This is a genomic window from Pseudomonas sp. B22129, assembly GCF_044218875.1.
Lineage (GTDB): Bacteria > Pseudomonadota > Gammaproteobacteria > Pseudomonadales > Pseudomonadaceae > Aquipseudomonas.
This window is the reverse complement of sequence record NZ_CP162592.1, coordinates 1,521,045-1,542,929: the sequence shown is the minus strand read 5'-3', so window position 1 is coordinate 1,542,929 and position 21,885 is coordinate 1,521,045. Positions and strand designations below refer to the sequence as shown.

General features: G+C 61.5%; 16 protein-coding genes. 6 read left to right on the top strand and 10 right to left on the bottom strand.

Going from position 1 to position 21,885, the window contains the following annotated elements; all coding sequences use genetic code 11:
- Positions 1–117: 117 nt before the first annotated feature.
- The 5 genes from pstA to AB4P94_RS06905 form a co-directional block, all read right to left on the bottom strand.
- Complete coding sequence (gene pstA, locus AB4P94_RS06925) at positions 118–1,788, bottom strand: phosphate ABC transporter permease PstA (protein WP_395609946.1); 1,671 nt, start codon at positions 1,786–1,788, stop codon at positions 118–120.
- Positions 1,789–1,803: 15 nt separating this feature from the next.
- Positions 1,804–3,837 (bottom strand): ABC transporter permease subunit, encoded by a 2,034-nt coding sequence (locus AB4P94_RS06920; protein ID WP_395611304.1) that lies wholly within the window; start codon positions 3,835–3,837, stop codon positions 1,804–1,806.
- A 485-nt stretch (positions 3,838–4,322) separates the two neighbouring features.
- Positions 4,323–5,309, bottom strand: a complete 987-nt coding sequence (locus AB4P94_RS06915) for a phosphate ABC transporter substrate-binding protein PstS (protein WP_017135798.1) — start codon at positions 5,307–5,309, stop codon at positions 4,323–4,325.
- Between the two features lie 337 nt (positions 5,310–5,646).
- Positions 5,647–6,936: an MFS transporter gene (locus AB4P94_RS06910; RefSeq protein WP_395609945.1), complete on the bottom strand. Its 1,290-nt coding sequence runs from the start codon at positions 6,934–6,936 to the stop codon at positions 5,647–5,649.
- 102 nt (positions 6,937–7,038) lie between these two features.
- A complete protein-coding gene (locus AB4P94_RS06905) occupies positions 7,039–8,313 on the bottom strand; it encodes an MFS transporter (RefSeq protein WP_395609944.1) in 1,275 nt (424 codons plus the stop codon).
- Between the two features lie 373 nt (positions 8,314–8,686).
- Between AB4P94_RS06905 and AB4P94_RS06900 the strand changes: the two genes are divergently transcribed.
- Together AB4P94_RS06900 and AB4P94_RS06895 are read left to right on the top strand one after the other, a co-directional pair.
- Positions 8,687–9,091 (top strand): acyl-CoA thioesterase, encoded by a 405-nt coding sequence (locus AB4P94_RS06900; protein WP_003176975.1) that lies wholly within the window; start codon positions 8,687–8,689, stop codon positions 9,089–9,091.
- A gap of 57 nt (positions 9,092–9,148) precedes the next feature.
- Positions 9,149–10,048 (top strand): D-hexose-6-phosphate mutarotase, encoded by a 900-nt coding sequence (locus tag AB4P94_RS06895; protein WP_395609943.1) that lies wholly within the window; start codon positions 9,149–9,151, stop codon positions 10,046–10,048.
- 118 nt (positions 10,049–10,166) lie between these two features.
- Here the strand turns inward: AB4P94_RS06895 and AB4P94_RS06890 are convergent, their stop codons facing one another.
- The 5 genes from AB4P94_RS06890 to AB4P94_RS06870 all read right to left on the bottom strand — a co-directional run bounded on the left by AB4P94_RS06890 (position 10,167) and on the right by AB4P94_RS06870 (position 13,963).
- The gene (locus AB4P94_RS06890; protein ID WP_050784921.1) at positions 10,167–10,703 is read right to left on the bottom strand and encodes a DUF3299 domain-containing protein; all 537 of its coding nucleotides are present in this window, start codon (positions 10,701–10,703) and stop codon (positions 10,167–10,169) included.
- A 78-nt stretch (positions 10,704–10,781) separates the two neighbouring features.
- Complete coding sequence (locus tag AB4P94_RS06885) at positions 10,782–11,027, bottom strand: GlsB/YeaQ/YmgE family stress response membrane protein (protein ID WP_017253508.1); 246 nt, start codon at positions 11,025–11,027, stop codon at positions 10,782–10,784.
- Between the two features lie 105 nt (positions 11,028–11,132).
- On the bottom strand, positions 11,133–12,218 hold the full coding sequence (locus AB4P94_RS06880) for a 5-(carboxyamino)imidazole ribonucleotide synthase (protein WP_176994505.1): 1,086 nt from the start codon (positions 12,216–12,218) through the stop codon (positions 11,133–11,135).
- Positions 12,219–12,229: 11 nt separating this feature from the next.
- Entirely contained in the window at positions 12,230–12,721 is a 492-nt protein-coding gene (purE, locus tag AB4P94_RS06875) for a 5-(carboxyamino)imidazole ribonucleotide mutase (RefSeq protein ID WP_003176980.1), read from the bottom strand.
- Positions 12,722–13,054: 333 nt separating this feature from the next.
- Positions 13,055–13,963: a LysR substrate-binding domain-containing protein gene (locus AB4P94_RS06870; RefSeq protein ID WP_177038780.1), complete on the bottom strand. Its 909-nt coding sequence runs from the start codon at positions 13,961–13,963 to the stop codon at positions 13,055–13,057.
- A gap of 182 nt (positions 13,964–14,145) precedes the next feature.
- Here AB4P94_RS06870 and aspA point away from each other — a divergent pair, with 182 nt between their 5' ends.
- The 4 genes from aspA to AB4P94_RS06850 all read left to right on the top strand — a co-directional run bounded on the left by aspA (position 14,146) and on the right by AB4P94_RS06850 (position 21,476).
- Positions 14,146–15,570, top strand: a complete 1,425-nt coding sequence (gene aspA / locus AB4P94_RS06865; RefSeq protein WP_053258714.1) for an aspartate ammonia-lyase — start codon at positions 14,146–14,148, stop codon at positions 15,568–15,570.
- Positions 15,571–16,039: 469 nt separating this feature from the next.
- Positions 16,040–17,485: an alanine/glycine:cation symporter family protein gene (locus tag AB4P94_RS06860; RefSeq protein ID WP_395609942.1), complete on the top strand. Its 1,446-nt coding sequence runs from the start codon at positions 16,040–16,042 to the stop codon at positions 17,483–17,485.
- A gap of 77 nt (positions 17,486–17,562) precedes the next feature.
- Positions 17,563–18,540, top strand: coding sequence for an asparaginase (locus tag AB4P94_RS06855; RefSeq protein WP_395609941.1), 978 nt, complete (start codon positions 17,563–17,565; stop codon positions 18,538–18,540).
- 110 nt (positions 18,541–18,650) lie between these two features.
- Positions 18,651–21,476, top strand: coding sequence for a hypothetical protein (locus AB4P94_RS06850; protein ID WP_395609940.1), 2,826 nt, complete (start codon positions 18,651–18,653; stop codon positions 21,474–21,476).
- Positions 21,477–21,885 lie beyond the last annotated feature (409 nt).

Below are 21,885 nucleotides of genomic sequence, written 5' to 3'. Positions count from 1 at the left end.
CAATTTGTGTGGGAGCGGGCTTGCTCGCGAAGGCGTCGGGTCAGTCGACCCAGGTGTTACTGAGACACCGCTTTCGCGAGCAAGCCCGCTCCCACATTTAGTCCGCGTTCACTTTAATTAACTGTCCAGCGCTTTGTATTTCTCGCGCAGGTGGTTACGAATCCACACCGCCGACAGGTTAAGCGTGGCAATCACCAGCACCAGCAGCAACGCGGTGGCGTACACCAGCGGTCGTGCCGCTTCAACGTTCGGGCTCTGGAAGCCCACATCATAAATATGGAAGCCCAGGTGCATGATCTTCTGGTCCAGGTGCAGATACGGGTAGTTGCCATCCAGCGGCAGCGACGGCGCCAGCTTCACTACACCCACCAGCATCAGCGGCGCCACTTCGCCAGCGGCGCGGGCCACGGCGAGGATCATGCCGGTCATCATCGCCGGGCTGGCCATCGGCAGCACGATCTTCCACAGCGTTTCCGCCTTGGTCGCGCCGAGGGCCAAAGACCCCTCACGCACAGTGCGAGGAATCCGCGCCAGGCCTTCTTCGGTGGCCACGATCACCACCGGCACCGCCAGCAGCGCCAGGGTCAGCGAGGCCCAGAGCAGGCCCGGTGTACCGAAAGTCGGGGCCGGCAGGGCTTCGGCGAAGAACAGGCGGTCAACCGAGCCACCCAGTACATACACGAAGAAGCCCAGGCCGAACACGCCGTAGACGATGGCCGGTACGCCCGCCAGGTTGTTCACGGCAATACGGATCACGCGGGTCAAGGTGTTCTGCTTGGCGTATTCACGCAGGTACACCGCCGCCAGCACGCCGAACGGGGTCACGATCATCGCCATGATCAGGGTCATCATCACGGTGCCGAAGATGGCCGGGAAAATCCCGCCTTCGGTGTTCGCTTCCCGTGGGTCATCGCTGAGGAATTCCCAGACCTTGCTGAAGTAGAAGCCGACCTTGGTCATGTAGCCCATGGCGTTCGGCTGGTAGGCGTGCACCACTTTGCCGATGCCGATTTCAATTTCTTTGCCGTTGGCATCGCGGGCGGTCAGGCTGTCGCGGTTGAACTGGGTGTGCAGGTCAGCCAGGCGCGCTTCGATGTCCTTGTAACGGTTGTTCAGCTCGGCACGGCCGGAGTCCATATCCGCTTGCGCGGTGGCGTCCAGCTTGCCTTCCAGCTCCAGCTTGCGACCGTGCAGGCGGATGCGTTCCAGCCCGGCGTTGATCGCGCCGATGTCGGTTTTTTCCAGGCTCTTGAGCTGGGCAGCCAGCTTGTTCACGCGGTCGACTCGGGCTTGCAGCTCAGGCCATGCGGCCTCACCCTCGGCGATGACCTTGCCGTCCTGCTTGACGTTGACCAGGGTGCCGTAGAAGTTACCCCACTCGCGACGCTCGACCGCCATCAGCTCGACCGGCTTGGTCTGGTCCTTCAACCACTCGCCGACGATCCAGGTGAAGTCGTTGCCATTCAGGTCGCGGTTGCCGACTTTGATCAGCTCACGGGTCATGAATTCCGGGCCTTGGTCCGGCACCGGCAACCCGGCGCTTTTCAAGCGCTCGCGGGGCACTTCTTCTTTCTGCACCACTTCGCCGATGACGATATGGTTTTCCTGGCCCGGCACATTGTAGTTGGCCTGGATCAAGTCGGCCGGCCAGAAGTGGCCCAGGCCACGCACGGCAATTACCGCCAGCAAACCAATGGTCATGATGACGGCGATGGACACCGCGCCACCGCTGATCCAGACGCCTGGGGCGCCGCTCTTGAACCATCCATTCAGGGAGTTCTGTTTCACAGACTTCTACCTTTCTTAAAGCGACGAGTATTTCTTGCGCAGACGCTGACGGATCAGCTCGGCGAGGGTGTTCATGATGAAGGTGAACAGCAGCAGCACGAGTGCCGAGAGGAACAGCACGCGGTAATGACTACCGCCCACTTCCGACTCCGGCATCTCGACCGCCACGTTGGCCGCCAGGGTGCGCAGGCCTTCGAACAGGTTCATCTCCATCACCGGGGTGTTACCGGTGGCCATCAACACGATCATGGTTTCGCCGACAGCGCGGCCCATGCCGATCATCAGCGCCGAGAAAATACCTGGGCTGGCGGTCAGGATGACCACACGGGTCATGGTCTGCCACGGCGTGGCCCCCAGGGCCAGCGAGCCCAGGGTCAGGCCGCGTGGCACGCTGAACACGGCGTCTTCGGCGATGGAGTAGATGTTCGGGATCACCGCAAAACCCATGGCCAGGCCGACGACCAGAGCGTTGCGCTGGTCGTAGGTGATGCCCAGATCGTGAGAGATCCACATGCGCATGTCGCCGCCGAAGAACCAGGTTTCCAGGTACGGGCTCATGTACAGCGAGAGCCAGCCCACGAACAGGATCACCGGGATCAGAATCGCGCTTTCCCAACCATCGGGAACCCGCAGGCGCAGCGACTCAGGCAAGCGGCTGAACACAAAACCGGCGACCAGGATGCCAATCGGCAACAGCATCAACAGGCTGAAAATGCCCGGTAGGTGCCCTTCTACATACGGTGCCAGGAACAGGCCGGCGAAGAAGCCGAGGATCACCGTCGGCATCGCTTCCATCAACTCGATCACCGGCTTGACCTTGCGGCGCAGGCTCGGGGCCATGAAGTAAGCGGTGTAGATCGCAGCGGCAACCGCCAGTGGCGCCGCCAGCAGCATGGCGTAGAACGCGGCCTTCAAGGTACCGAAGGTCAGCGGGGCCAGGCTCATTTTCGGTTCGAAGTCGGTGTTGGCCGCGGTCGATTGCCAGACGTATTTAGGCTCGTCGTAGTTCTCGTACCAGACCTTGCTCCACAACGCGCTCCACGACACTTCCGGGTGCGGGTTGTCCAGCGCCAGCGGTTGCAGCTTGCCGCCGGCTTCCACGATCACGCGGTTGGCGCGTGGCGACAGGCCGAACAGGCCTTGGCCTTCAACCACCGGGTCCACCAGAAGGGTGCGGTGCGCGGTGCTGTGGAACACGCCGAACTTGCCGGAAGCGTCGAGGGCGGTGAAGCCTTTGCGACGTTCTTCAGCGGTGATTTCCACGATGGGCGCCGTGCCCATCTGGAAGGTGCGGATCTGTTTCAGGCGTTGTTCGCCATCCGGGTCGCGGGCCATGAACCACTGGGCCAGGCCGCCTTTGGAGTTGCCGACGATCAGCGAGATGCCGCCCACCAGTTGGGTGCTGGCCGTGATTTCAGACGTGCCGTCTTCGAGCAGCTTGTAGCGACCGTTAAGGCTCTTGTCGCGCAGGCTGAACACGTCGGCCAGTGCACGACCGTTGATCACGTAAAGCCACTGCTGGCGCGGGTCGATGAAGATCGCCTTCACCGGCTCGGTCATTTGCGGCAGCTCGATACGCTTCTGCTCGCTGGTGACTTCGCCGGTCATCATGTTTTCTTCGCGGCTCAGGCTCAGCACGTTCAAGTAGGAACCGGCGGAACCGGCCACCACCAGCGAGGAGTCGGTGGCGTTGAGCGCGACGTGTTCCAGCGGGCGGCCCTGATCGTCGAGGACGATCGGCGTTTCACCGTAAGGGTATTCAACCGCCGGCGTAATGGTTTTCTTGCCGTCCGGGTAGGACACTTTATAAGTGTGGCGGAACACCAGGGACTGGCCATTCGACAAACCCAGGATCACCAGCGGGCTGCCCGGCTGGTCTTTACCAATAGAGGCAACGCTGGCGCCCGCCGGAAGCGGCAGGTCGACACGCTTGAGCTCGGCGCCGGTGTCCACATTGAAGAACAGCGCCTGGCCCTTGTCGGAAACCCGCATGGCGACCTGGTTCTGTTCTTCGAGGGAGATCATCAACGGCTTGCCGGCGTCCTGGATCCACGCTGGGGTCAGGGCTTCTTCCTTGGTCAACGAGGCACCCTGGAACAGGGGCGCGACGACATAAGCCAGGAAGAAGAAGATCAGGGTGATGGCGCCGAGGACGGCGAGGCCGCCGACCAGCACGTACCAGCGGGTCAGGCGATCTTTGAGCGCGCGAATGCGGCGCTTGCGTTGCAGCTCAGGCGTATTGAAATCAATACGCTTGGGAGGGGAAGTCGTCGTCATGGTGGAATTGGCCAGATCATTCATGCGCACACCCTAGCGGTCCTGTATGACAGAAAGATGACAGTGCAGTGACGCAACAAAGCCGCCGCGTAGCAGAGCTGGCAGCGGACTGAAAATTAGGAGGTGTAGACGGCTAGTGTGGGAGCGGGCTTGCCCGCGATGGCATCAATACGGTTTCAGCTCTACACCGTGTCGCCAGCATCGCGGGCAAGCCCGCTCCCACAGAACAGCATTCGTCTACACCAGGTATTGCAGGCTTAGTTGCCTTCTTTCAAACCCAGGTCAGCCAGTGCCTTGGCGGCAACTTTGGCTGGCAGCGGGATGTAGCCGTCTTTCACGACAACTTCCTGGCCCTGTTTGGACAGAACCAACTTCACGAACTCGGCTTCCAGCGGGGCCAGAGGCTTGTTCGGGGCTTTGTTCACGTACACGTACAGGAAGCGGGACAGTGGGTACTTGCCGTTCAGGGCGTTTTCTTCGCTGTCTTCGATGAAGTCAGTGCTGCCCTTCTTGGCCAGAGCAACGGTCTTCACGCTAGCGGTTTTGTAGCCGATGCCCGAGTAACCGATGCCGTTCAGCGAGGAGCTGATCGACTGCACGACCGAAGCCGAGCCTGGTTGTTCGTTCACGTTTGGCTTGTAGTCGCCTTTGCACAGGGCTTCTTCTTTGAAGTAGCCGTAGGTGCCGGATACCGAGTTACGACCGAACAGTTGAACCGGCTTGTTGGCCAGGTCGCCGGTCACGCCCAGGTCACCCCAGGTTTTCACGTCGGCTTTGGCGCCGCACAGACGCGTCGAGGAGAAGATCGCGTCGACTTGTTCCATGGTCAGGTGCTGGATCGGGTTGTCTTTGTGTACGAAGACAGCCAGGGCATCCACGGCAACCGGGATAGCGGTTGGCTTGTAGCCGTACTTCTGCTCGAAGGCAGCCAGTTCGGTGTCCTTCATCTTGCGGCTCATCGGGCCCAGGTTGGAGGTGCCTTCAGTCAGCGCAGGTGGCGCAGTGGCAGAACCGGCGGCTTGAATCTGGATGTTGACGTTCGGGTATTCCTTTTTGTAACCCTCAGCCCACAGGGTCATCAGGTTAGCCAGGGTATCGGAACCGACGCTGGACAGGTTGCCCGACACACCAGTGGTCTTAACGTAAGCCGGGATTGCCGGATCAACACCAGCGGCCACCGCGTTGGCGGTCGCAACGCCAGCAGCGACAAAAGTCATTGCCGCCATCAAACGTTTCAGTTTCATGCCTTGCTCCTAGCAGATAGGGATAGTTGGATCGGGGCCAAGTATCGGTAGGCCGTGTGAACACTCTATGTCTGGAATATGACAATTAGATGAAAGGCCAGTATTTGTGAAAAACCTGTCAGGAAGGGGGAAACGCAATAAAACCGCGGGTTGCGGGGAGGTTTAGGGGATATTTCAGAAACACTCTGTAATCGTTGGCACAACACAATACCTGTGGCGAGCGAGCTTGCTCGCGCTGGACCGGGCTGGCGCTCCAGTGCGTAGCGCTCCCGCTTTTTCTGGGGCCGCTGCGCAGCCCAGCGGGAGCAAGCTCCCTCGCCACAAGGTTATCGGTGAATCAGCGGCCGCGTTTCCACAGGTAGGCGCCCACCAACATCCCCATCACACACAGCACGGCGACATAGTAAGAGGGCCCCATCGGGCTTTCCTTCATCAGCAGCGATACCGCCAGCGGCGTCAGGCCACCGAACACGGCATAAGCGACGTTGTAGGAGAACGACAACCCGCTGAAACGCACCACTGGCGGGAAAGCTTTGACCATCACATACGGCACCACGCCGATCACGCCCACAAACAGGCCGGTCAGGGTGTACAGCGGGAAGAGCCAGTTGGGGTGGTCGATGAGGCTGTGGTAGAGGGTCCATGAGGTCGCCAGCAGCAGCAGGCAACCGACGACCAGCACGCGGCCAGCGCCAAAGCGGTCAGCCAATGCGCCGGAGGCGATACAACCCAGGCTGAGGGTAACAATGGCCAGGCTGTTGGCTTGCAGCGCAACCGTCGGGCTGAAGTGGTAGACGGTTTGCAGAACGGTCGGGGTCATCAGGATGACCACCACAACACCCGCCGACAGCAGCCAGGTCAGCAGCATCGACAACACGATGGCACCGCGGTGGTCGCGCAGTACCGCGCGCAATGGCAACTCGGCCGCCAGGGTTTTGCGTTGCTGCATCTCGGCGAAGATCGGCGTTTCATGCAGCCAGCGGCGCAGGTACACCGACAGCAGGCCGAACACGCCGCCGAGCAGGAACGGGATCCGCCAGGCGTAATCCGACACCTGCTCCGGGCTGTACACGGTGTTGATGGCGGTGGCCACCAGCGAGCCCAGCAGAATGCCGGCGGTAAGGCCGCTGGTCAGGGTGCCGCAGGCGTAGCCGATATGGCGCGGCGGCACGTGCTCGGAAACGAATACCCACGCCCCCGGCACTTCGCCGCCAATCGCCGCGCCCTGGATGATGCGCATCAGCAGCAACAGCACCGGTGCCCACAGGCCGATCTGCGCATAGGTCGGCAGCAGGCCCATGATGAGGGTCGGTACGGCCATCATGAAGATGCTCAGGGTGAACATTTTCTTGCGGCCCAGCAGGTCGCCGAAGTGCGCCATGATGATGCCGCCCAACGGGCGTGCCAGGTAGCCGGCGGCGAAGATGCCGAAGGTCTGCATCATGCGCAGCCATTCGGGCATGTCCACAGGGAAGAACAGTTTTCCGACCACGGTGGCGAAAAACACGAAAATGATGAAGTCGTAGAATTCCAGCGCCCCGCCCAAGGCAGACAGCGACAGGGTTTTGTAGTCGTTGCGGGTCAGCGGGCGCGAAGGTTGCGCACTGCTTGCGGGCACAGAGGACATGGCAAGGCTTCTCTTATTGTCAGGACGGCGAACGCGAGACCCCGGCACGTGCCGGGGTCGGTTTGGCACGATAGCAAATCGCCCGCAAAAGCACAGCGTTGCTTAACGCCCGTGTTTCCAAAGGTAAACGCCGACCGCCATGCCCATCACGCACACCAGCGCCACATAGTAAGCCGGGCCCATCGGGCTCTCTTTGAGCAGCAATGACACGAATACCGGGCTCAGGCCGCCGAGCACGGCGTACGCCAGGTTGTAGGAAAACGACAAGCCGCTGAAACGCACGGCTGCCGGGAAACCGGTGACCATCACAAACGGCGCGGCCGTCACCGTGCCCACAAACAGCCCGGTCAACATGTACAGCGGGAACAGCCATTGCGGGTGGCTGGCCAGGCTGGCATACAGCGCCCAGCACGTCAGCATCAAGCCCAGGCAGCCAAACACCAGCACCCGGCCGGCCCCCACGCGGTCGCAGAGCTTGCCGGCGATGACCAAGCCCAGCGCCATCGTGACAACCGCCAGGCTGTTGGCCTGCAAGGCGACTTTGGGCGCGAAGTGGTAAACCCCTTGCAGCAGCGCGGGCGTCATCAGGATGACCACCACAACACCTGCGGACAGAAACCAGGTCATCAACACCGACAGCACAATCGACTCACGGCTCTCACGCAGTACCGTGCGCAACGGCACTTCCCGGGACAACGCCTTGCGCTGCTGCAACTCGGCGAAGACCGGCGTTTCATGCAACCAGCGGCGCAGGTACACCGACAACAAACCGAATACCCCGCCCAGCACAAATGGAATTCGCCATGCGTAATCCGCCACCTGCTCCGGGCTATAGGCGCCATTGACGCCCGTGGCAACCAGCGAACCGAGCAAAATCCCCAGGTTCAGGCCTACCGACAAGACGCCCACCGCATAACCGATACGCTTGGCCGGTACGTGTTCGGCGACAAAGATCCACGCCCCCGGTACTTCACCGCCAATCGCCGCGCCTTGAATCATGCGCATCAACAGCAGCAGCACCGGCGCCAGCAAACCGACCTGCGCATAAGTCGGCAACAACCCGATGGCCAGGGTCGGCAGGGCCATCAGGAAGATGCTCAGGGTGAACATCTTCTTGCGCCCCAACAGGTCGCCAAAGTGTGCCATTACGATGCCGCCCAGCGGGCGAATCAGGTAGCCGGCCGCGAAAATGCCGAAGGTTTGCACCAGGCGCATCCACTCGGGCATGTCGGGCGGGAAAAACAGCTTGCCCACCACCGCCGCGAAAAACACGAAGATGATGAAGTCGTAGAACTCCAGGGCACTGCCCAGGGCGGACAACGACAGGGTTTTGTAATCGCTGCGGGTCAGCGGGCGCATCAGCGGCGCGGTAGTCATGGGGGCATCTCATTAAGGCCGGTACTGACCGGAACAACACCCCAGCTGCGGCGAATATTCCACGCCATGAGCACAGTTAACGGAAAAAGCCCCGATACAGCCGCGATTTGCCGACCAAATGAGCCCCGGGAGGTCGTCGCGGCGCCAGCGTCTCGATATACTCGGCCCTTGCCAGCGCCAAACCCGCTGTCTTGAGGGGCTGCTGTGCCAAAACGCCGTTGGGTGCCATCCAGCCGATTTGGCAGAGTTTCCCTTTAGTACGCCTTACGAGAAACGCATCACGCGGTGTATGTTGGTGCTGAAACGTTTTTCCAGAAGACGGCTATCCACTTGAAATACCCATGAAGCGTTACGGGTCAGAGGCACCCTCGGCATGATCGAACTCGAACAAGAAGATCCTATCCCGCAAGGCGATCTCGCCCTGCAAATCACTGCGCTCCCGCGTGAAACCAACGGTTTTGGCGACATCTTCGGCGGCTGGCTGGTCGCACAGATGGACCTGGCCGGCACCGCCATGGCCAGTAAGGTCGCAGGTGGCCGCGTGGCTACGGTTGCGATTGATCGCATGGCGTTCCTGGTGCCGGTGGCAGTCGGTGCACAGCTTTCCTTCTACACCCAGGCCCTGGAAATCGGCCGCAGCTCGATCCAGATGATGGTTGAAGTGTGGAGCGACGACCCGCTGTCCAGCGAATGGCGCAAGGTCACCGAGGCGGTGTTTGTGTTTGTCGCCATCGACGGCAGCGGCCGTACGCGTTCGGTACCGTCGCGCGCGCGTTAAACCTCGCGGGGTTTTGACGGTCAACTGCCCCATTGCCTGCCATAAAGAGTGCTTTGTATGCCTGTGCCCCACGTTGAAACCGTGAAAATCGACGAGCTGGACTGCTGGCGCATCCGCCATAACGGCGCCGAACTGATGGTCGCCCAACAAGGCGCGCATATTTTCAGTTACGGCCGCGACGGCGAGCAGCCGCTGATCTGGCCGAACCCCGAGGCGGTGTTCAAGAGAGGCAAAGGCATTCGCACCGGCGTGCCAGTGTGCTGGCCTTGGTTTGGTGTGTTCGACCGCAACCCGCAGAGCGTCAAGGCGATGCGCCACAGCGACCAGCCTGCCGGGGCCCACGGTTTTGTGCGCACGGCGATCTGGGAATTGACTGGAACCGAGCTTGAAGGCGAGGCACTGCGGGTAGATCTGGCCTTGCCGGTGCCTGCGGACGGCTTTCCGGGCTGGCCCCATCAGGTCCAATTGAAGCTGAGCCTGCTGCTGGACGACCAACTGCATATCCGCCTGACCAGCCATAACCGTGGCACTGACACCGTGACCCTGAGCCAGGCGCTGCACACCTATTTCGCCGTGAGCGATGTGCGCAACGTGCAGGTCGAAGGGCTGGACGGATTGGCGTATATCGACACAGCAGACGGCTGGGCCGAGAAAAACCAATCCGGCCTGCTGCACTTCACCGCCGAGACCGACCGCATCTACCTCGACACCCCGGCGCAACTGAACATCGTCGACAAGGCCTGGCAGCGCCGCATCCAGCTCACAGCCGAGGGCTCGAACTCGACGGTGATCTGGAACCCGTGGACCGAGCGTGCCAAGGCATTCGACGATATGGCTGACGACGGTTGGACGGGCATGCTGTGCATCGAGACGGCGAATGTGCTGGATGATGTGGTGAATTTGGCGCCAGGCGAAAGCCACACGCTGGGCGTGAGCATCACCGGCGTCGCCTTGTAAACCCAATCAAAAATGTGGGAGCTGGCTTGCCTGCGAAAGCATCACCCGGGTATCACTGATACACTGAGGTGCCCGCATCGCAGGCAAGCCAGCTCCCACAGGGGTTATGTGCCGGGTTTTAGAGGTCGGACTCCTTCACGACCCGCACCTTCCCCGCATCCAGCGCATACGCCGCATCGGCCAGGTCATTGTTGACCTTCTCCACCTTCAACGTGCCCGTCACCCATAGCGGCGTGTAGATATCATCCAGCTTCAACCCCTTGGGATAGCGCACCAGCACCAGTTGGTTCGGCGGCGGTGGCGGCACGTGGATGCAGGCGCCTGGGTACGGCACCAGGAAGAACAGCGTACTGCGGCCCTTGGCGTCAGTCTCAAGCGGCACCGGATAGCCGCCGATGCGGATGTTCTTGCCATTCATGGCCGCCACGGTTTTGGTCGAATACATCACCGCCGGCAAGCCTTTGCTTTGCTTCAAGCCACCTTTGTCGGTGAAGGTGCCTTGGGCTTCGGGGGAGTTGTGGTCGATCTCGGGCATGGCTTCGAGGGCTTTCTGGTCGGAAAGCGGCATCAGGTCGAGCCAGTCGGTTTCCGGCAGTTCGCCAGCGTGTGCAAGGCCTGAGCCCAGCAAGAGAAGAGTCAACAGAAGACGGCGCATGAAGAAGCTCGGCAAGTACAGGTGGCGAGCATTCTAGCCCTCTGCGCCTGCGCAGCGCAGAGGGCTTTGTCGCTTAGATCATTTCTTTTTGATCAGGCCGTAGATCACCAGCAGCACGATGGCGCCGATCAGCGCACCGATAAAACCTGCGCCCTGGCCCGCTTGGTAGATGCCCAGCGCCTGACCACCGTAGGTGGCGACCAGGGAACCGGCGATACCCAACAGGATGGTCATGATCCAGCCCATGCTGTCGTCGCCAGGCTTGAGGAAACGCGCGAGCAGACCGACGATCAGGCCGATAAAGATGGTTCCGATGATACCCATGGCATTTCCCTCTGAATGAAGTGAACTACACGAAAGCCTAGTCAGACTTTGGCGTCCTGCAATCAGAGGACGGCGGTCACCGAATGGTTCCCGCCGGTCTCAGGCTTATTGCTCGGCGATCAGCGCTTCAACCTTGAGGATCTGCGCTTGCAGCGTCGCGCGGTCCTTGCAGCGCAGGTTGGCGTGGCCGACCTTGCGCCCGGCCTTGAAGGCCTTGCCGTAATGGTGCAGATGGCAGTCGTCGATGGCGATGACTTTTTCCACCGCCGGCACGGTGCCGATGAAGTTGAGCATGGCGCTTTCGCCAACCTTGGCCGTCGAACCCAGCGGCAAGCCCGCCACCGCCCGCAGGTGGTTTTCGAACTGGCTGCACTCGGCGCCTTCGGTGGTCCAGTGCCCGGAGTTGTGCACGCGCGGGGCGATTTCGTTGGCCTTGAGGCCGCCGTCGACTTCAAAGAACTCGAACGCCATCACGCCGACGTAATCCAGCTGCTTGAGCACACGGCTGGAATAGTCTTCGGCCAGAGCCTGCAGCGGGTGGTCAGTGCTGGCCACGGACAGCTTGAGGATGCCGCTGTCGTGGGTGTTGTGCACCAACGGGTAGAAACGGGTTTCACCATCACGGGCACGCACGGCGATCAACGACACTTCGCCGGTGAACGGCACGAAGCCTTCCAGCAGGCAGGCAACGCTGCCCAGTTCGGCGAAGGTGCCGACCACGTCCGCTGCTGTACGCAGGACTTTCTGGCCCTTGCCGTCGTAACCCAGGGTGCGGGTTTTCAGCACGGCCGGCAGGCCGATGCTGGCGACGGCGGCGTCCAGGTCCGCCTGGGACTGGATGTCGGCGAAGGCCGGGGTCGGAATGCCCAGGTCCTTGAACATGCTTTTCTCGAACCAGCGGTCACGGGCGATGCGCAGGGCTTCGGCGCTCGGGTACACCGGCACGAATTGCGACAGGAACGCCACGGTTTCAGCCGGGACGCTTTCGAATTCGAAGGTCACCAGGTCGACTTCGTCGGCCAGTTGGCGCAGGTGGTCCGGATCGCTGTAGTCAGCACGCAGGTGTTCACCCAGGGCGGCCGCACAGGCGTCCGGCGCCGGGTCCAGGAAAGCGAAGTTCATCCCCAGTGGGGTGCCCGCCAGGGCCAGCATGCGACCCAGTTGGCCGCCACCGATTACACCGATTTTCATCGTAAAAAACCTCAGGCGATACGTGGGTCTGGATTGTCCAGCACGCTGTCTGTCTGCTCGGCACGGAATTTTTTCAGCACCGCGTGGAACTGCGGGTGCTTGGCGCCCAGGATACTGGCGGACAGCAGGGCTGCGTTGATCGCGCCGGCCTTGCCGATTGCCAGGGTGGCCACCGGAATACCGGCCGGCATCTGCACGATGGACAACAGCGAGTCCACGCCCGAGAGCATTGCCGATTGCACCGGCACGCCGAGCACCGGCAGGTGGGTCTTGGCCGCACACATGCCTGGCAGGTGCGCCGCACCACCGGCACCGGCGATGATCACCTCGATGCCACGGGATTCTGCTTCATCGGCATACTGGAACAGCAAATCCGGAGTGCGGTGGGCGGAAACCACTTTCACTTCGTAGGGAATGCCGAGTTTTTCCAGCATATCGGCGGTGTGGCTAAGGGTGGACCAATCGGACTTGGAGCCCATGATCACGCCAACCAATGCACTCATCGTCGTGCCTCTTCTCTCTGGGCGCCCGCAGGCGCGTCAAAAAACAACAAGCCACGCGGGAAATCCGGCGTGGCTTGTTGTACGAATTAAGGCCGGTTGGACCGGCCGAAGGCCGCGCAGTATACCGTAATAATCGAGATAAACAGCCCCTTGGATGACCATCTGTCTAGCGGGGCAAAGTGGCGGTTTTATTGACTTTTGAGTCAGTCCCAGACACCGCAAAATCCTGTGGGAGCGGGCTTGCTCGCGAATGCGGTGTATCAGCCACAGATGGGTTGCCTGGCCCACCGCATTCGCGAGCAAGCCCGCTCCCACATTTGATCTTCACCGCCCTCAGGTGCCTTGTGCAGCCCCACCTTCCAGCTTGCGCCACAACAACCGCACGTTCGCCTTGCGCACCAATGCGCAGCGGTACAGACGAATCTCCAGCGGCACGTGCCATTGCGGGCCGCCGCACACCACCAATTCGCCGCGAGCCAATTCGGCACGCACGCTCAGTTGCGGCACCCAGGCGATGCCCAACCCCTCCAAAGCCATGCTCTTGAGGCTGTCGGCCATGGCGGTTTCGTACACGGTGGTGAAGCGCAACGCACGCTGGCGCAGCAGCAAATGCACCGAACGCCCAAGAAACGCGCCGGCGCTGTAGGCCAACAACGGCACGCTACCCTCGCCTTCCAGGTCGAACAACGGCTTGCCCTCGGCATCGGCCGCGCACACTGGAAGCATTTCAGTGTTGCCCAGGTGCAGCGACGGGAAGATTTCGGCGTCCATCTGCATCGCAGCATCCGGGTCGTAGAACGCCAGCATCAGGTCACAACCACCTTCGCGCAGGGCATGCACCGCATCACCCACGTTAGTGGCGACCAGCCGTGTGGCAATGTTCAAACCTTCGTTGCGCAACTGCGCAATCCAGCGCGGGAAAAAACCCAGCGCCAGCGAGTGAGCCGCCGCCACCTGCATGACTTCGCCCTGCCCGCCTTCCAGATGATGCAAATGGCGCAGCACTTCACCGAGCTGTTCGACCACGGTACGCGCCGTCACCAGGAACAACTGCCCCGCCGCCGTCAGTTCGACCGGGGTGCGCGAACGGTTGACCAGTGTCAGGCCCAGCGCGGCTTCCAGGCTGCGAATACGCCGGCTAAACGCCGGCTGGGTCACAAAGCGTCGTTCTGCCGCCTGGGAAAAACTGCGGGTCGCCGCCAGCGCGCTGAAGTCTTCCAGCCATTTGCTCTCAAGGTTCATCACTTCCTCCCACGGGTACGCACCATTTTGGCACACACGCCCGCCATGATAACCGGGTCACAGCTACATTATGCCGTTTGTGCATAGGCCAGTGCTGAACAGCATTGGCTCAAAAACTTCTACAAGCCTAGCATTCGCAGCGTTCCGGCCAGTTCCGGGTCCCTATCGAGATGATTTCCGTCATGTCCTCTGCTGCATCATTCCGTACCGAAAAAGACCTGCTTGGCGTACTTGAAGTACCGGCTCAAGCGTATTACGGCATCCAGACCCTGCGAGCGGTGAACAACTTCCGCCTCTCGGGCGTTCCGATTTCGCATTACCCGAAATTGGTGGTCGGTCTGGCAATGGTCAAGCAAGCGGCGGCTGACGCCAACCGTGAGCTGGGTCAGCTCAGCGAAGCCAAGCACGCTGCCATCAGCGAAGCCTGTGCCCGTCTGATCCGCGGCGATTTCCACGAAGAGTTCGTGGTGGACATGATTCAAGGCGGCGCCGGCACTTCAACCAACATGAATGCCAACGAAGTCATCGCCAACATCGCGTTGGAGGCCATGGGCCACAACAAGGGCGAATACCAGTACCTGCACCCCAACAACGACGTGAACATGGCGCAGTCGACCAACGACGCCTACCCCACCGCGATCCGTCTGGGTCTGCTGCTGGGCCACGACGCGCTGCTGGCCAGCCTCGACAGCCTGATCCAGGCGTTCGCCGCCAAAGGCGTCGAATTCAGCCACGTGCTGAAAATGGGCCGCACCCAACTGCAAGACGCCGTGCCGATGACCCTCGGCCAGGAATTCCGCGCCTTCGCCACCACCCTCGGTGAAGACCTGGCCCGCCTGAAAACCCTGGCGCCAGAGCTGCTGACCGAAGTGAACCTGGGCGGCACCGCCATCGGCACCGGCATCAACGCCGACCCGCGTTACCAGGCCCTGGCCGTTCAGCGCCTGGCCCTGATCAGCGGCCAGCCGCTGGTTCCGGCTGCCGACCTGATTGAAGCCACCTCCGACATGGGCGCCTTCGTGCTGTTCTCCGGCATGCTCAAGCGTACCGCCGTGAAGCTGTCGAAGATCTGCAACGACTTGCGCCTGCTGTCCAGCGGCCCACGTACCGGCATCAACGAGATCAACCTGCCGGCACGCCAGCCAGGCAGCTCGATCATGCCCGGCAAGGTCAACCCGGTGATCCCGGAAGCCGTGAACCAGGTTGCGTTCCAGGTCATCGGCAACGATTTGGCCCTGACCATGGCAGCCGAAGGCGGCCAACTGCAGCTGAACGTGATGGAGCCCCTGATCGCCTTCAAGATCTTCGACTCGATCCGCCTGCTGCAACGCGCCATGGACATGCTGCGCGAGCACTGCATCGTCGGCATCACCGCCAACGAAGCGCGCTGCCGCGAGCTGGTGGAGCACTCCATCGGCCTGGTCACCGCGCTGAACCCGTACATCGGCTATGAAAACGCCACCCGCATCGCCCGTATCGCCCTTGAAAGCGGCCGTGGCGTGCTGGAACTGGTGCGCGAAGAAGGCTTGCTCGACGACGCCATGCTCGACGACATCCTGCGCCCGGAAAACATGATTGCCCCACGTCTGGTTCCGCTGAAGGCCTGACGTTTGTTGCACCGCTCACCAGGTTGAGGGACTAGACACCTCTCACCTTTTGAGGGCCTGAAGGCTCGTTCTTCAGGCCCTTTTTTTTGCCTGAAACACGCTCGACCGAACACCGCAAACCCTGTGGGAGCCGGGCTTGCCCGCGATGGCGCAGGGTCAGTTGGCAGCACTGTCGCCTGACACACCGCCATCGCGGGCAAGCCCGGCTCCCACAGTAAACGGGTGCAACCAGAAAGATCTTGGTGAAACCTTTAATCAGCCCAAGCAGACGAATCACGCTTGCCTAGGTATAGTGCCGCCCCTCTTCGCGTGTGCGGCCGTCGGTAACGAGGCCCGCAAACAGCGCGAAACCGCATGAATAACAACCCGCAAAAGGATTGGGGCCGAACTGTCGCGCACTGCCTGGTGCTATGCGACGGCGTTGGACCGTCCTGCGTTTGCCATTAGAAAAATCAGCGAGGAACACTCCATGCTCGAAGTCATCAACGACTTCCTATCAGGGAAAGTCCTGATCGTGCTCATTGTCGGGCTCGGCGGTTATTTCACGATCCGTTCGCGTTTCGTTCAACTGCGTCACTTTTTCCACATGTTTTCGGTGTTTAAAGACAGCCTGAAAAGCAGCTCCGGCCAACTCAGCTCCTTCCAGGCGCTGATGCTCAGCCTGGCCGGTCGCGTGGGTGCCGGCAACATCGCCGGTGTCGGCATTGCCGTGACCCTGGGTGGCCCGGGCGCCGTGTTCTGGATGTGGGTCACCGCGTTGGTGGGCATGTCTTCGAGCTTTATCGAGTGCTCCCTCGGTCAGCTGTACAAACGCACTGACGTCGACGGCACTTACCGTGGCGGCCCGGCTTACTACATCCAGCACGGCCTGCAAAAACGCTGGCTGGGCATGGTCGTCGCGTTCCTGTTGCTGGTGACCTTCGGTTTCGCCTTCAACGGCCTGCAAGCCCACGCCGTGACCCACTCGCTGAACAGCGCCTTTGGCCTGGACACCACCTACACCGGCCTGGCGCTGGCGGTATTGCTGGGCATGGTGTTCATCGGCGGGATCAAGCGCATCGCTTCGATTGCCGACCTGCTGGTGCCGGTCAAGACCCTGATCTACATCGCCGTGACCCTGTACGTGATCGTGCTGCAATTCGACCACGTCCCGGCCATGCTCGCGACCATCGTCAAGAGCGCCTTCGGTCTGGACCAAGCCTTCGGTGGCCTGGTCGGCAGCGCGATCATCATGGGTGTGAAACGTGGCGTGTTCGCCAACGAAGCCGGCTTGGGCAGTGCGCCTAACGTGGCCGCCGTCGCTTCCGTGGAACACCCGATTGCTCAGGGCGTAGTCCAGGCGTTCAGCGTGTTCCTCGACACCTTCGTGATCTGCACCTGCACCGCGTTGCTGATCCTGCTCTCCGGCTTCTACACCCCAGGCTTTGAAGGCGACGGCATTGCCCTGACCCAGAACTCCCTGGCCGCAGTAGTCGGCGACTGGGGCCGCATGTTCATCTCCGTGGCGCTGGCGTTGTTCGTGTTCACCTCGATCATGTACAACTACTACCTGGGCGAGAGCAACCTGCGCTTCCTGGTCGGCAACAACCGCAAGATGCTGATGGCCTATCGCGCCGTGGTACTGGCGCTGATTTTCTGGGGCTCGATCGAAAACCTGAGCACTGTGTTCGCCTTCGCCGACATCACCATGACCATGCTCGCGTTCGTCAACCTGTTCGCCCTGGCGTTCCTGTTCAAGATCGCCATGCGCATCCTGAACGACTACGACAACCAGCGCGCGGCAGGCATCAAGACGCCGGTGTTCGACTCCAGCCAGTTCCCTGACCTGGACCTGGACCGCAAGGCCTGGCCGGCAAATCCGGCACAACCGCACGTGGCTCCATCGGCTGAACTGAACGCTCAAGCGCAACGCTAAAACGATCAGCAGTGACACGCCGCCCGGCCTTGGGCATGCTCTGGGCCCGGCGGCGTTTTTCGTTCAGGAGAATCTCAATGTCAGCATCCAATAACGTCATGGTGCTCTACACCGGCGGCACCATCGGCATGCAAGCCAGCGCCAACGGCCTGGCCCCTGCCTCCGGTTTCGAAGCGCGCATGCGCGAGCAGCTCGCCAACCAGCCGCTGCCCGCCTGGCGCTTTCAGGAAATGGCCCCGCTGATCGACAGCGCCAACATGACGCCCGCTTACTGGCAGCGCCTGCACACCGCCGTAATCGACGCCGTGGACCAGGGCTGCGATGGCGTGCTGATTCTGCACGGCACCGACACCCTGGCCTACAGCGCAGCCGCCATGAGCTTCCAGCTGCTGGGCCTGCCGGCGCCGGTGGTATTCACAGGTTCCATGCTGCCGGCTGGCGTGCCAGACAGTGATGCCTGGGAAAACGTCAGCGGTGCCTTGCAGGCTTTGGGCAAAGGCCTGACGCCGGGCGTGCACCTGCATTTCCACGGCGCAATGATCGCTCCGACCCGCTGTGCGAAAATCCGCAGTTTCGGCCGCAACCCGTTTGCGGCGCTGAACCGTCAGGGCGGCGTTGCCCGCGCCGAGTCCATCCCCCAGGCCTTGGACTATCGCCAGCCTAAAACCCTGGCTAACGTCGGTGTGTTGCCATTGGTACCGGGCATCGCGGCGGTGCAACTGGACGCGCTGATCGACAGCGGTATCCAGGCGTTGATTCTCGAATGCTTCGGCAGCGGCACCGGGCCAAGCGACAACCCCGCCTTCCTGGCCAGCCTGCAACGGGCACAGGACAAAGGGGTTGTAGTCGTAGCGATCACCCAATGCCATGAAGGCGGCGTGGAGCTGGATGTTTACGAGGCCGGCAGCCGCCTGCGCGGCGTCGGCGTGCTGTCCGGCGGCGGCATGACCCGTGAAGCGGCGTTCGGCAAGCTCAACGCGCTGATCGGCGCCGGGCTCGACACCCAGGAAGTGCGCCGCCTGGTGGAACTGGACCTGTGCGGCGAGTTGCGCTGAGCACCCTGCCTATATAAGCACCACCGTACCTGACACGACGCTTCCTAGCATGGCAATGCCCCAGGTTTTCCCTGGGGTCGTTGCCATTCTTTAGTTTGTCAGGACGTGTCATGACTTCCACCGATTCCACCCCCTCCCATCAAAGCCTCACCGCCGCGCTGATCACACAAATGTCCACCGGCCCTGCGTTTCGCGAAGTCGCCGCCACGATGCTGCGGGAGCAATTGCAAGCGCTGTACCCCACCCTGGGCATTGACCCGAACGTGGCCATGGTTGGCACCCCGATCTGGGGCATTGACGACGGCCATGTCGTACCCACCGGCCGCGATTACATGGCGCTCACCGACATCCTCGCCATCCAGGCCGTGCTGGCGAAGCCTGTGTTGTATATCGAAGGCGAACACTTTCTGACCCAACTGCCGATCATTGAACCGGCGGTACACCTACCGGTGCGCATTCTCGACATCGCCTCCCTCATCAACACACTGGCACCCGTGATGTTGCACGGTTATCAACAGGCCCAGATGGAGTACTGGAACGACTCGGAAGCCGACAGTGGCCCGCGCTGGCACGCACTGTCCAGGACGCTGCGCGACTTCTGGAACGTACAGCAGGTCACCGGCTTAAACGTCGATGACTGCGAAATGGCACGCCAGTTGTATCGCACGCCGGACTTCGCCGTGCGCAGCGTCAGTGACCCGCAGGCCGTCAGGGCCTACGTAATTGATATCGATCAGATCGACGATGCCGGAAAGGTCACTCACCTTGACGAACACCTGATCAGCGTCTTGATCGGCCGCAAACATGGCAACGAGGTGATCCTCAGCCATTCACTGCTCGGCGGATTCGCGAAATACGCCAGCCTGGAACAACTCGCCCAGGACCTGCCAGAGCTTCTGGGCAGCACACTGGCGGGCATAAAAGTGCAGTGGCGCCTGGTGGAGCCCAATGGCAACTTTTTCGACTACCTGGCCTGCGCGTTTATAGACCTGCAAATCATGGCGATCGGGAATATCAGTTTTTCCGATTTGCGCGAGCCCGGCGCATCCCAGCAAAGCCTGATACAGCCCCCAACCCCTCAAGCGTCACTCAGTAGTTCCGACTTGCAGCAGTATGTAGATGCCCTGCCCGATTGGCTGACCAACGCCTCAGCCCCGGATCAAGACGCCTTCTCGCGCCACCTCAAAGACCTCGCGACCCTGCACGGTTTGAATCAGGGCAAAACCTATCAAGAGGGCATAAACCCTATCCAGCAATACGCCCTGGAGCAGTTGAATGCCGAGATGCTCAAAGATCATCCCGAGGCTTCCACGCAGTGGCTGGGCAACCTCGACATCACTGTGCGCAGCCCGGTGGTCTGGGGCTTGTTCCCTGTGCCCGGGCAGATCGACACCTCAATATTCAGCCTGCCCGAGCTGGCCCTGCAAAACCTGATCGCCCTGCCCCTGGGTATCAAAACGCTGCGCCAGCGCAACCCACAGAACATGCCGGACTGGCTGACGATCGAGTACCTGGAAGGCTTGATCCAACGCGTGGACATCGGCAATACCTACCCGGCACTGGTCAAGAAAACACTGCTGGATGACGCGCTGGAGTCCGCTCGCCGCCAGCTGCTCTACACCAAGCACCTGCGCATCCAACTGCCATTGCTGGCACTGCAATGCAAGATCCGCGACGAGGGCGGGATCGATGAGCAGGGCTATCGCTACATCACCGCACTGATGCAGGCCGCTCCCGCCGACCGCCAAGTGGAGGGCCAGTTGATCGTCATTCGCCCGCTGGCCTTTGTACCGACCCACCGGCTGGACACCAGCCCGGATGTGGTCGCCAATATGTTCGTGATCGGCCCCCAGGACATGGGCGCCGGACCTTGCTTGCTGTATCGGCCACTGCTCGACAAACCGCTGTCGCAATTCCCGTCACCGAATAATCTGCTGTACGCCCTGCAACAGTCCGACAGCCTGCGCGATTCTGTCTTGGCCTGGCTCCCCGACGGCACCCGCGATGACTACGCCAAATTCGTGTTCCCTGGCGACCTGCCCTCGCCTTGGGCGGTACTCACGTTCGTGTTGGACCCACTCGAAGCCTGGGCAATGAGCGGGCCGGTGAAACTGGGCCAGGACACGCTGACCGGCGATCTGTTCGCCACACTGTACAACGCCAATGCCAACGCCCTCGTGACGCTGGCCGAGCGCCAATCGGTGTCCAACGCCGAAGCGCGCTGGGCCACCTTCAAACGCGCCGGCTGGGCACTCTTCAATGCGGTCCTGCCCTTTGTCGGGCGCACCGTAAACACGGCGGCCTGGATCTGGCAAATCATGGATCAACTGCAGGATGTGGTCGACGCTCAGGCTCACCCCGAGCACGAGTCGCCCTGGTCCGCTCTTGCTGATCTGCTGCTGAACATCGGCATGGCAATTACCTTGCATTGCGTCACCCACCGCTCGCCAGGCGCGGCACAGAGAAACACGCCCTTGCCACCGCCCCGCCCGCCCGCCCGCCCAGCCAAAGCCACAGATCGTCAGAAAACTTGCGACGGTCAGCTCCGACACTTTGGGGCGAGACGGCCGCCTCCTGCATATCAGCGGCGCGGTCAACCGCACGCCAGTGCGACTGGCCACCGTCCTGGACAGTTTCAAGGTGACCAGGCCCGCCACCCTCGGCGAGGTCAACGGCGAGGCAGGGCCCCATCAGCATCTGTATCGCGGCGGCGAGCACTGGTACGCCCCCGTGGGCGAGCGCTGGTTCCTGGTACTGGTGGAAGAAAACGATACCGTCTTGATCAGCGACCCCGCCCGCCCCGAACGCACCGGCCCACCGTTGATCCACAACAACAAGGGCCAGTGGTTTGTCGATACGCGCCTGCGTCTGCGTGGCGGCGGCCCCAAACTCCTGACCCAGAAAGCCCGAGAGCTGGCAAAGAAGAAAGCCGATGAGTTGCGAAAGAAACTTGAGGACTTCGAAAGCCGGAAAAAGACCGCACAAGGTGAGTTGCAACAGGCTCGCAGCGCGCTGGACGAAGGCCCCTCTACATCGGCCGACGCGCTTCGGCGAGCCTATATCCAGACCCTGGAAACCCAGCGTTCGGAATACGAGTCGGCGCTGCAAATGCTCAAAGAGATGAATGTTCACCAACCCAGCGCGGATTACGCCCCCAAGGCCCTCAGCTACATCAAAGCCCAAGCCAATATGACCCAAGCCGCGCTTCGCGAACTCCTCGCCCGCTTCACCCCAAAATGGCGCAACATTCACGAGCAACTGCAATTGCAGGCCGAAACACCGCACGTACGTCAAATTGAAGACTTTCGCGAAATGCGCGAGCTGGCGGGCAGGCTGCTTATTCAA

What these genes read in the sequence shown, in the direction of transcription:
- AB4P94_RS06915 (WP_017135798.1), bottom strand. Translation starts at nt 5,309, where the DNA reads ATGAAACTGAAACGTTTGATGGCGGCAATGACTTTTGTCGCTGCTGGC.
- AB4P94_RS06910 (WP_395609945.1), bottom strand. Translation starts at nt 6,936, where the DNA reads ATGTCCTCTGTGCCCGCAAGCAGTGCGCAACCTTCGCGCCCGCTGACC.
- AB4P94_RS06905 (WP_395609944.1), bottom strand. Translation starts at nt 8,313, where the DNA reads ATGACTACCGCGCCGCTGATGCGCCCGCTGACCCGCAGCGATTACAAA.
- AB4P94_RS06900 (WP_003176975.1), top strand. Translation starts at nt 8,687, where the DNA reads ATGATCGAACTCGAACAAGAAGATCCTATCCCGCAAGGCGATCTCGCC.
- AB4P94_RS06895 (WP_395609943.1), top strand. Translation starts at nt 9,149, where the DNA reads ATGCCTGTGCCCCACGTTGAAACCGTGAAAATCGACGAGCTGGACTGC.
- AB4P94_RS06890 (WP_050784921.1), bottom strand. Translation starts at nt 10,703, where the DNA reads ATGCGCCGTCTTCTGTTGACTCTTCTCTTGCTGGGCTCAGGCCTTGCA.
- AB4P94_RS06885 (WP_017253508.1), bottom strand. Translation starts at nt 11,027, where the DNA reads ATGGGTATCATCGGAACCATCTTTATCGGCCTGATCGTCGGTCTGCTC.
- AB4P94_RS06880 (WP_176994505.1), bottom strand. Translation starts at nt 12,218, where the DNA reads ATGAAAATCGGTGTAATCGGTGGCGGCCAACTGGGTCGCATGCTGGCC.
- purE (WP_003176980.1), bottom strand. Translation starts at nt 12,721, where the DNA reads ATGAGTGCATTGGTTGGCGTGATCATGGGCTCCAAGTCCGATTGGTCC.
- AB4P94_RS06870 (WP_177038780.1), bottom strand. Translation starts at nt 13,963, where the DNA reads ATGAACCTTGAGAGCAAATGGCTGGAAGACTTCAGCGCGCTGGCGGCG.
- aspA (WP_053258714.1), top strand. Translation starts at nt 14,146, where the DNA reads ATGTCCTCTGCTGCATCATTCCGTACCGAAAAAGACCTGCTTGGCGTA.
- AB4P94_RS06860 (WP_395609942.1), top strand. Translation starts at nt 16,040, where the DNA reads ATGCTCGAAGTCATCAACGACTTCCTATCAGGGAAAGTCCTGATCGTG.
- AB4P94_RS06855 (WP_395609941.1), top strand. Translation starts at nt 17,563, where the DNA reads ATGTCAGCATCCAATAACGTCATGGTGCTCTACACCGGCGGCACCATC.
- AB4P94_RS06850 (WP_395609940.1), top strand. Translation starts at nt 18,651, where the DNA reads ATGACTTCCACCGATTCCACCCCCTCCCATCAAAGCCTCACCGCCGCG.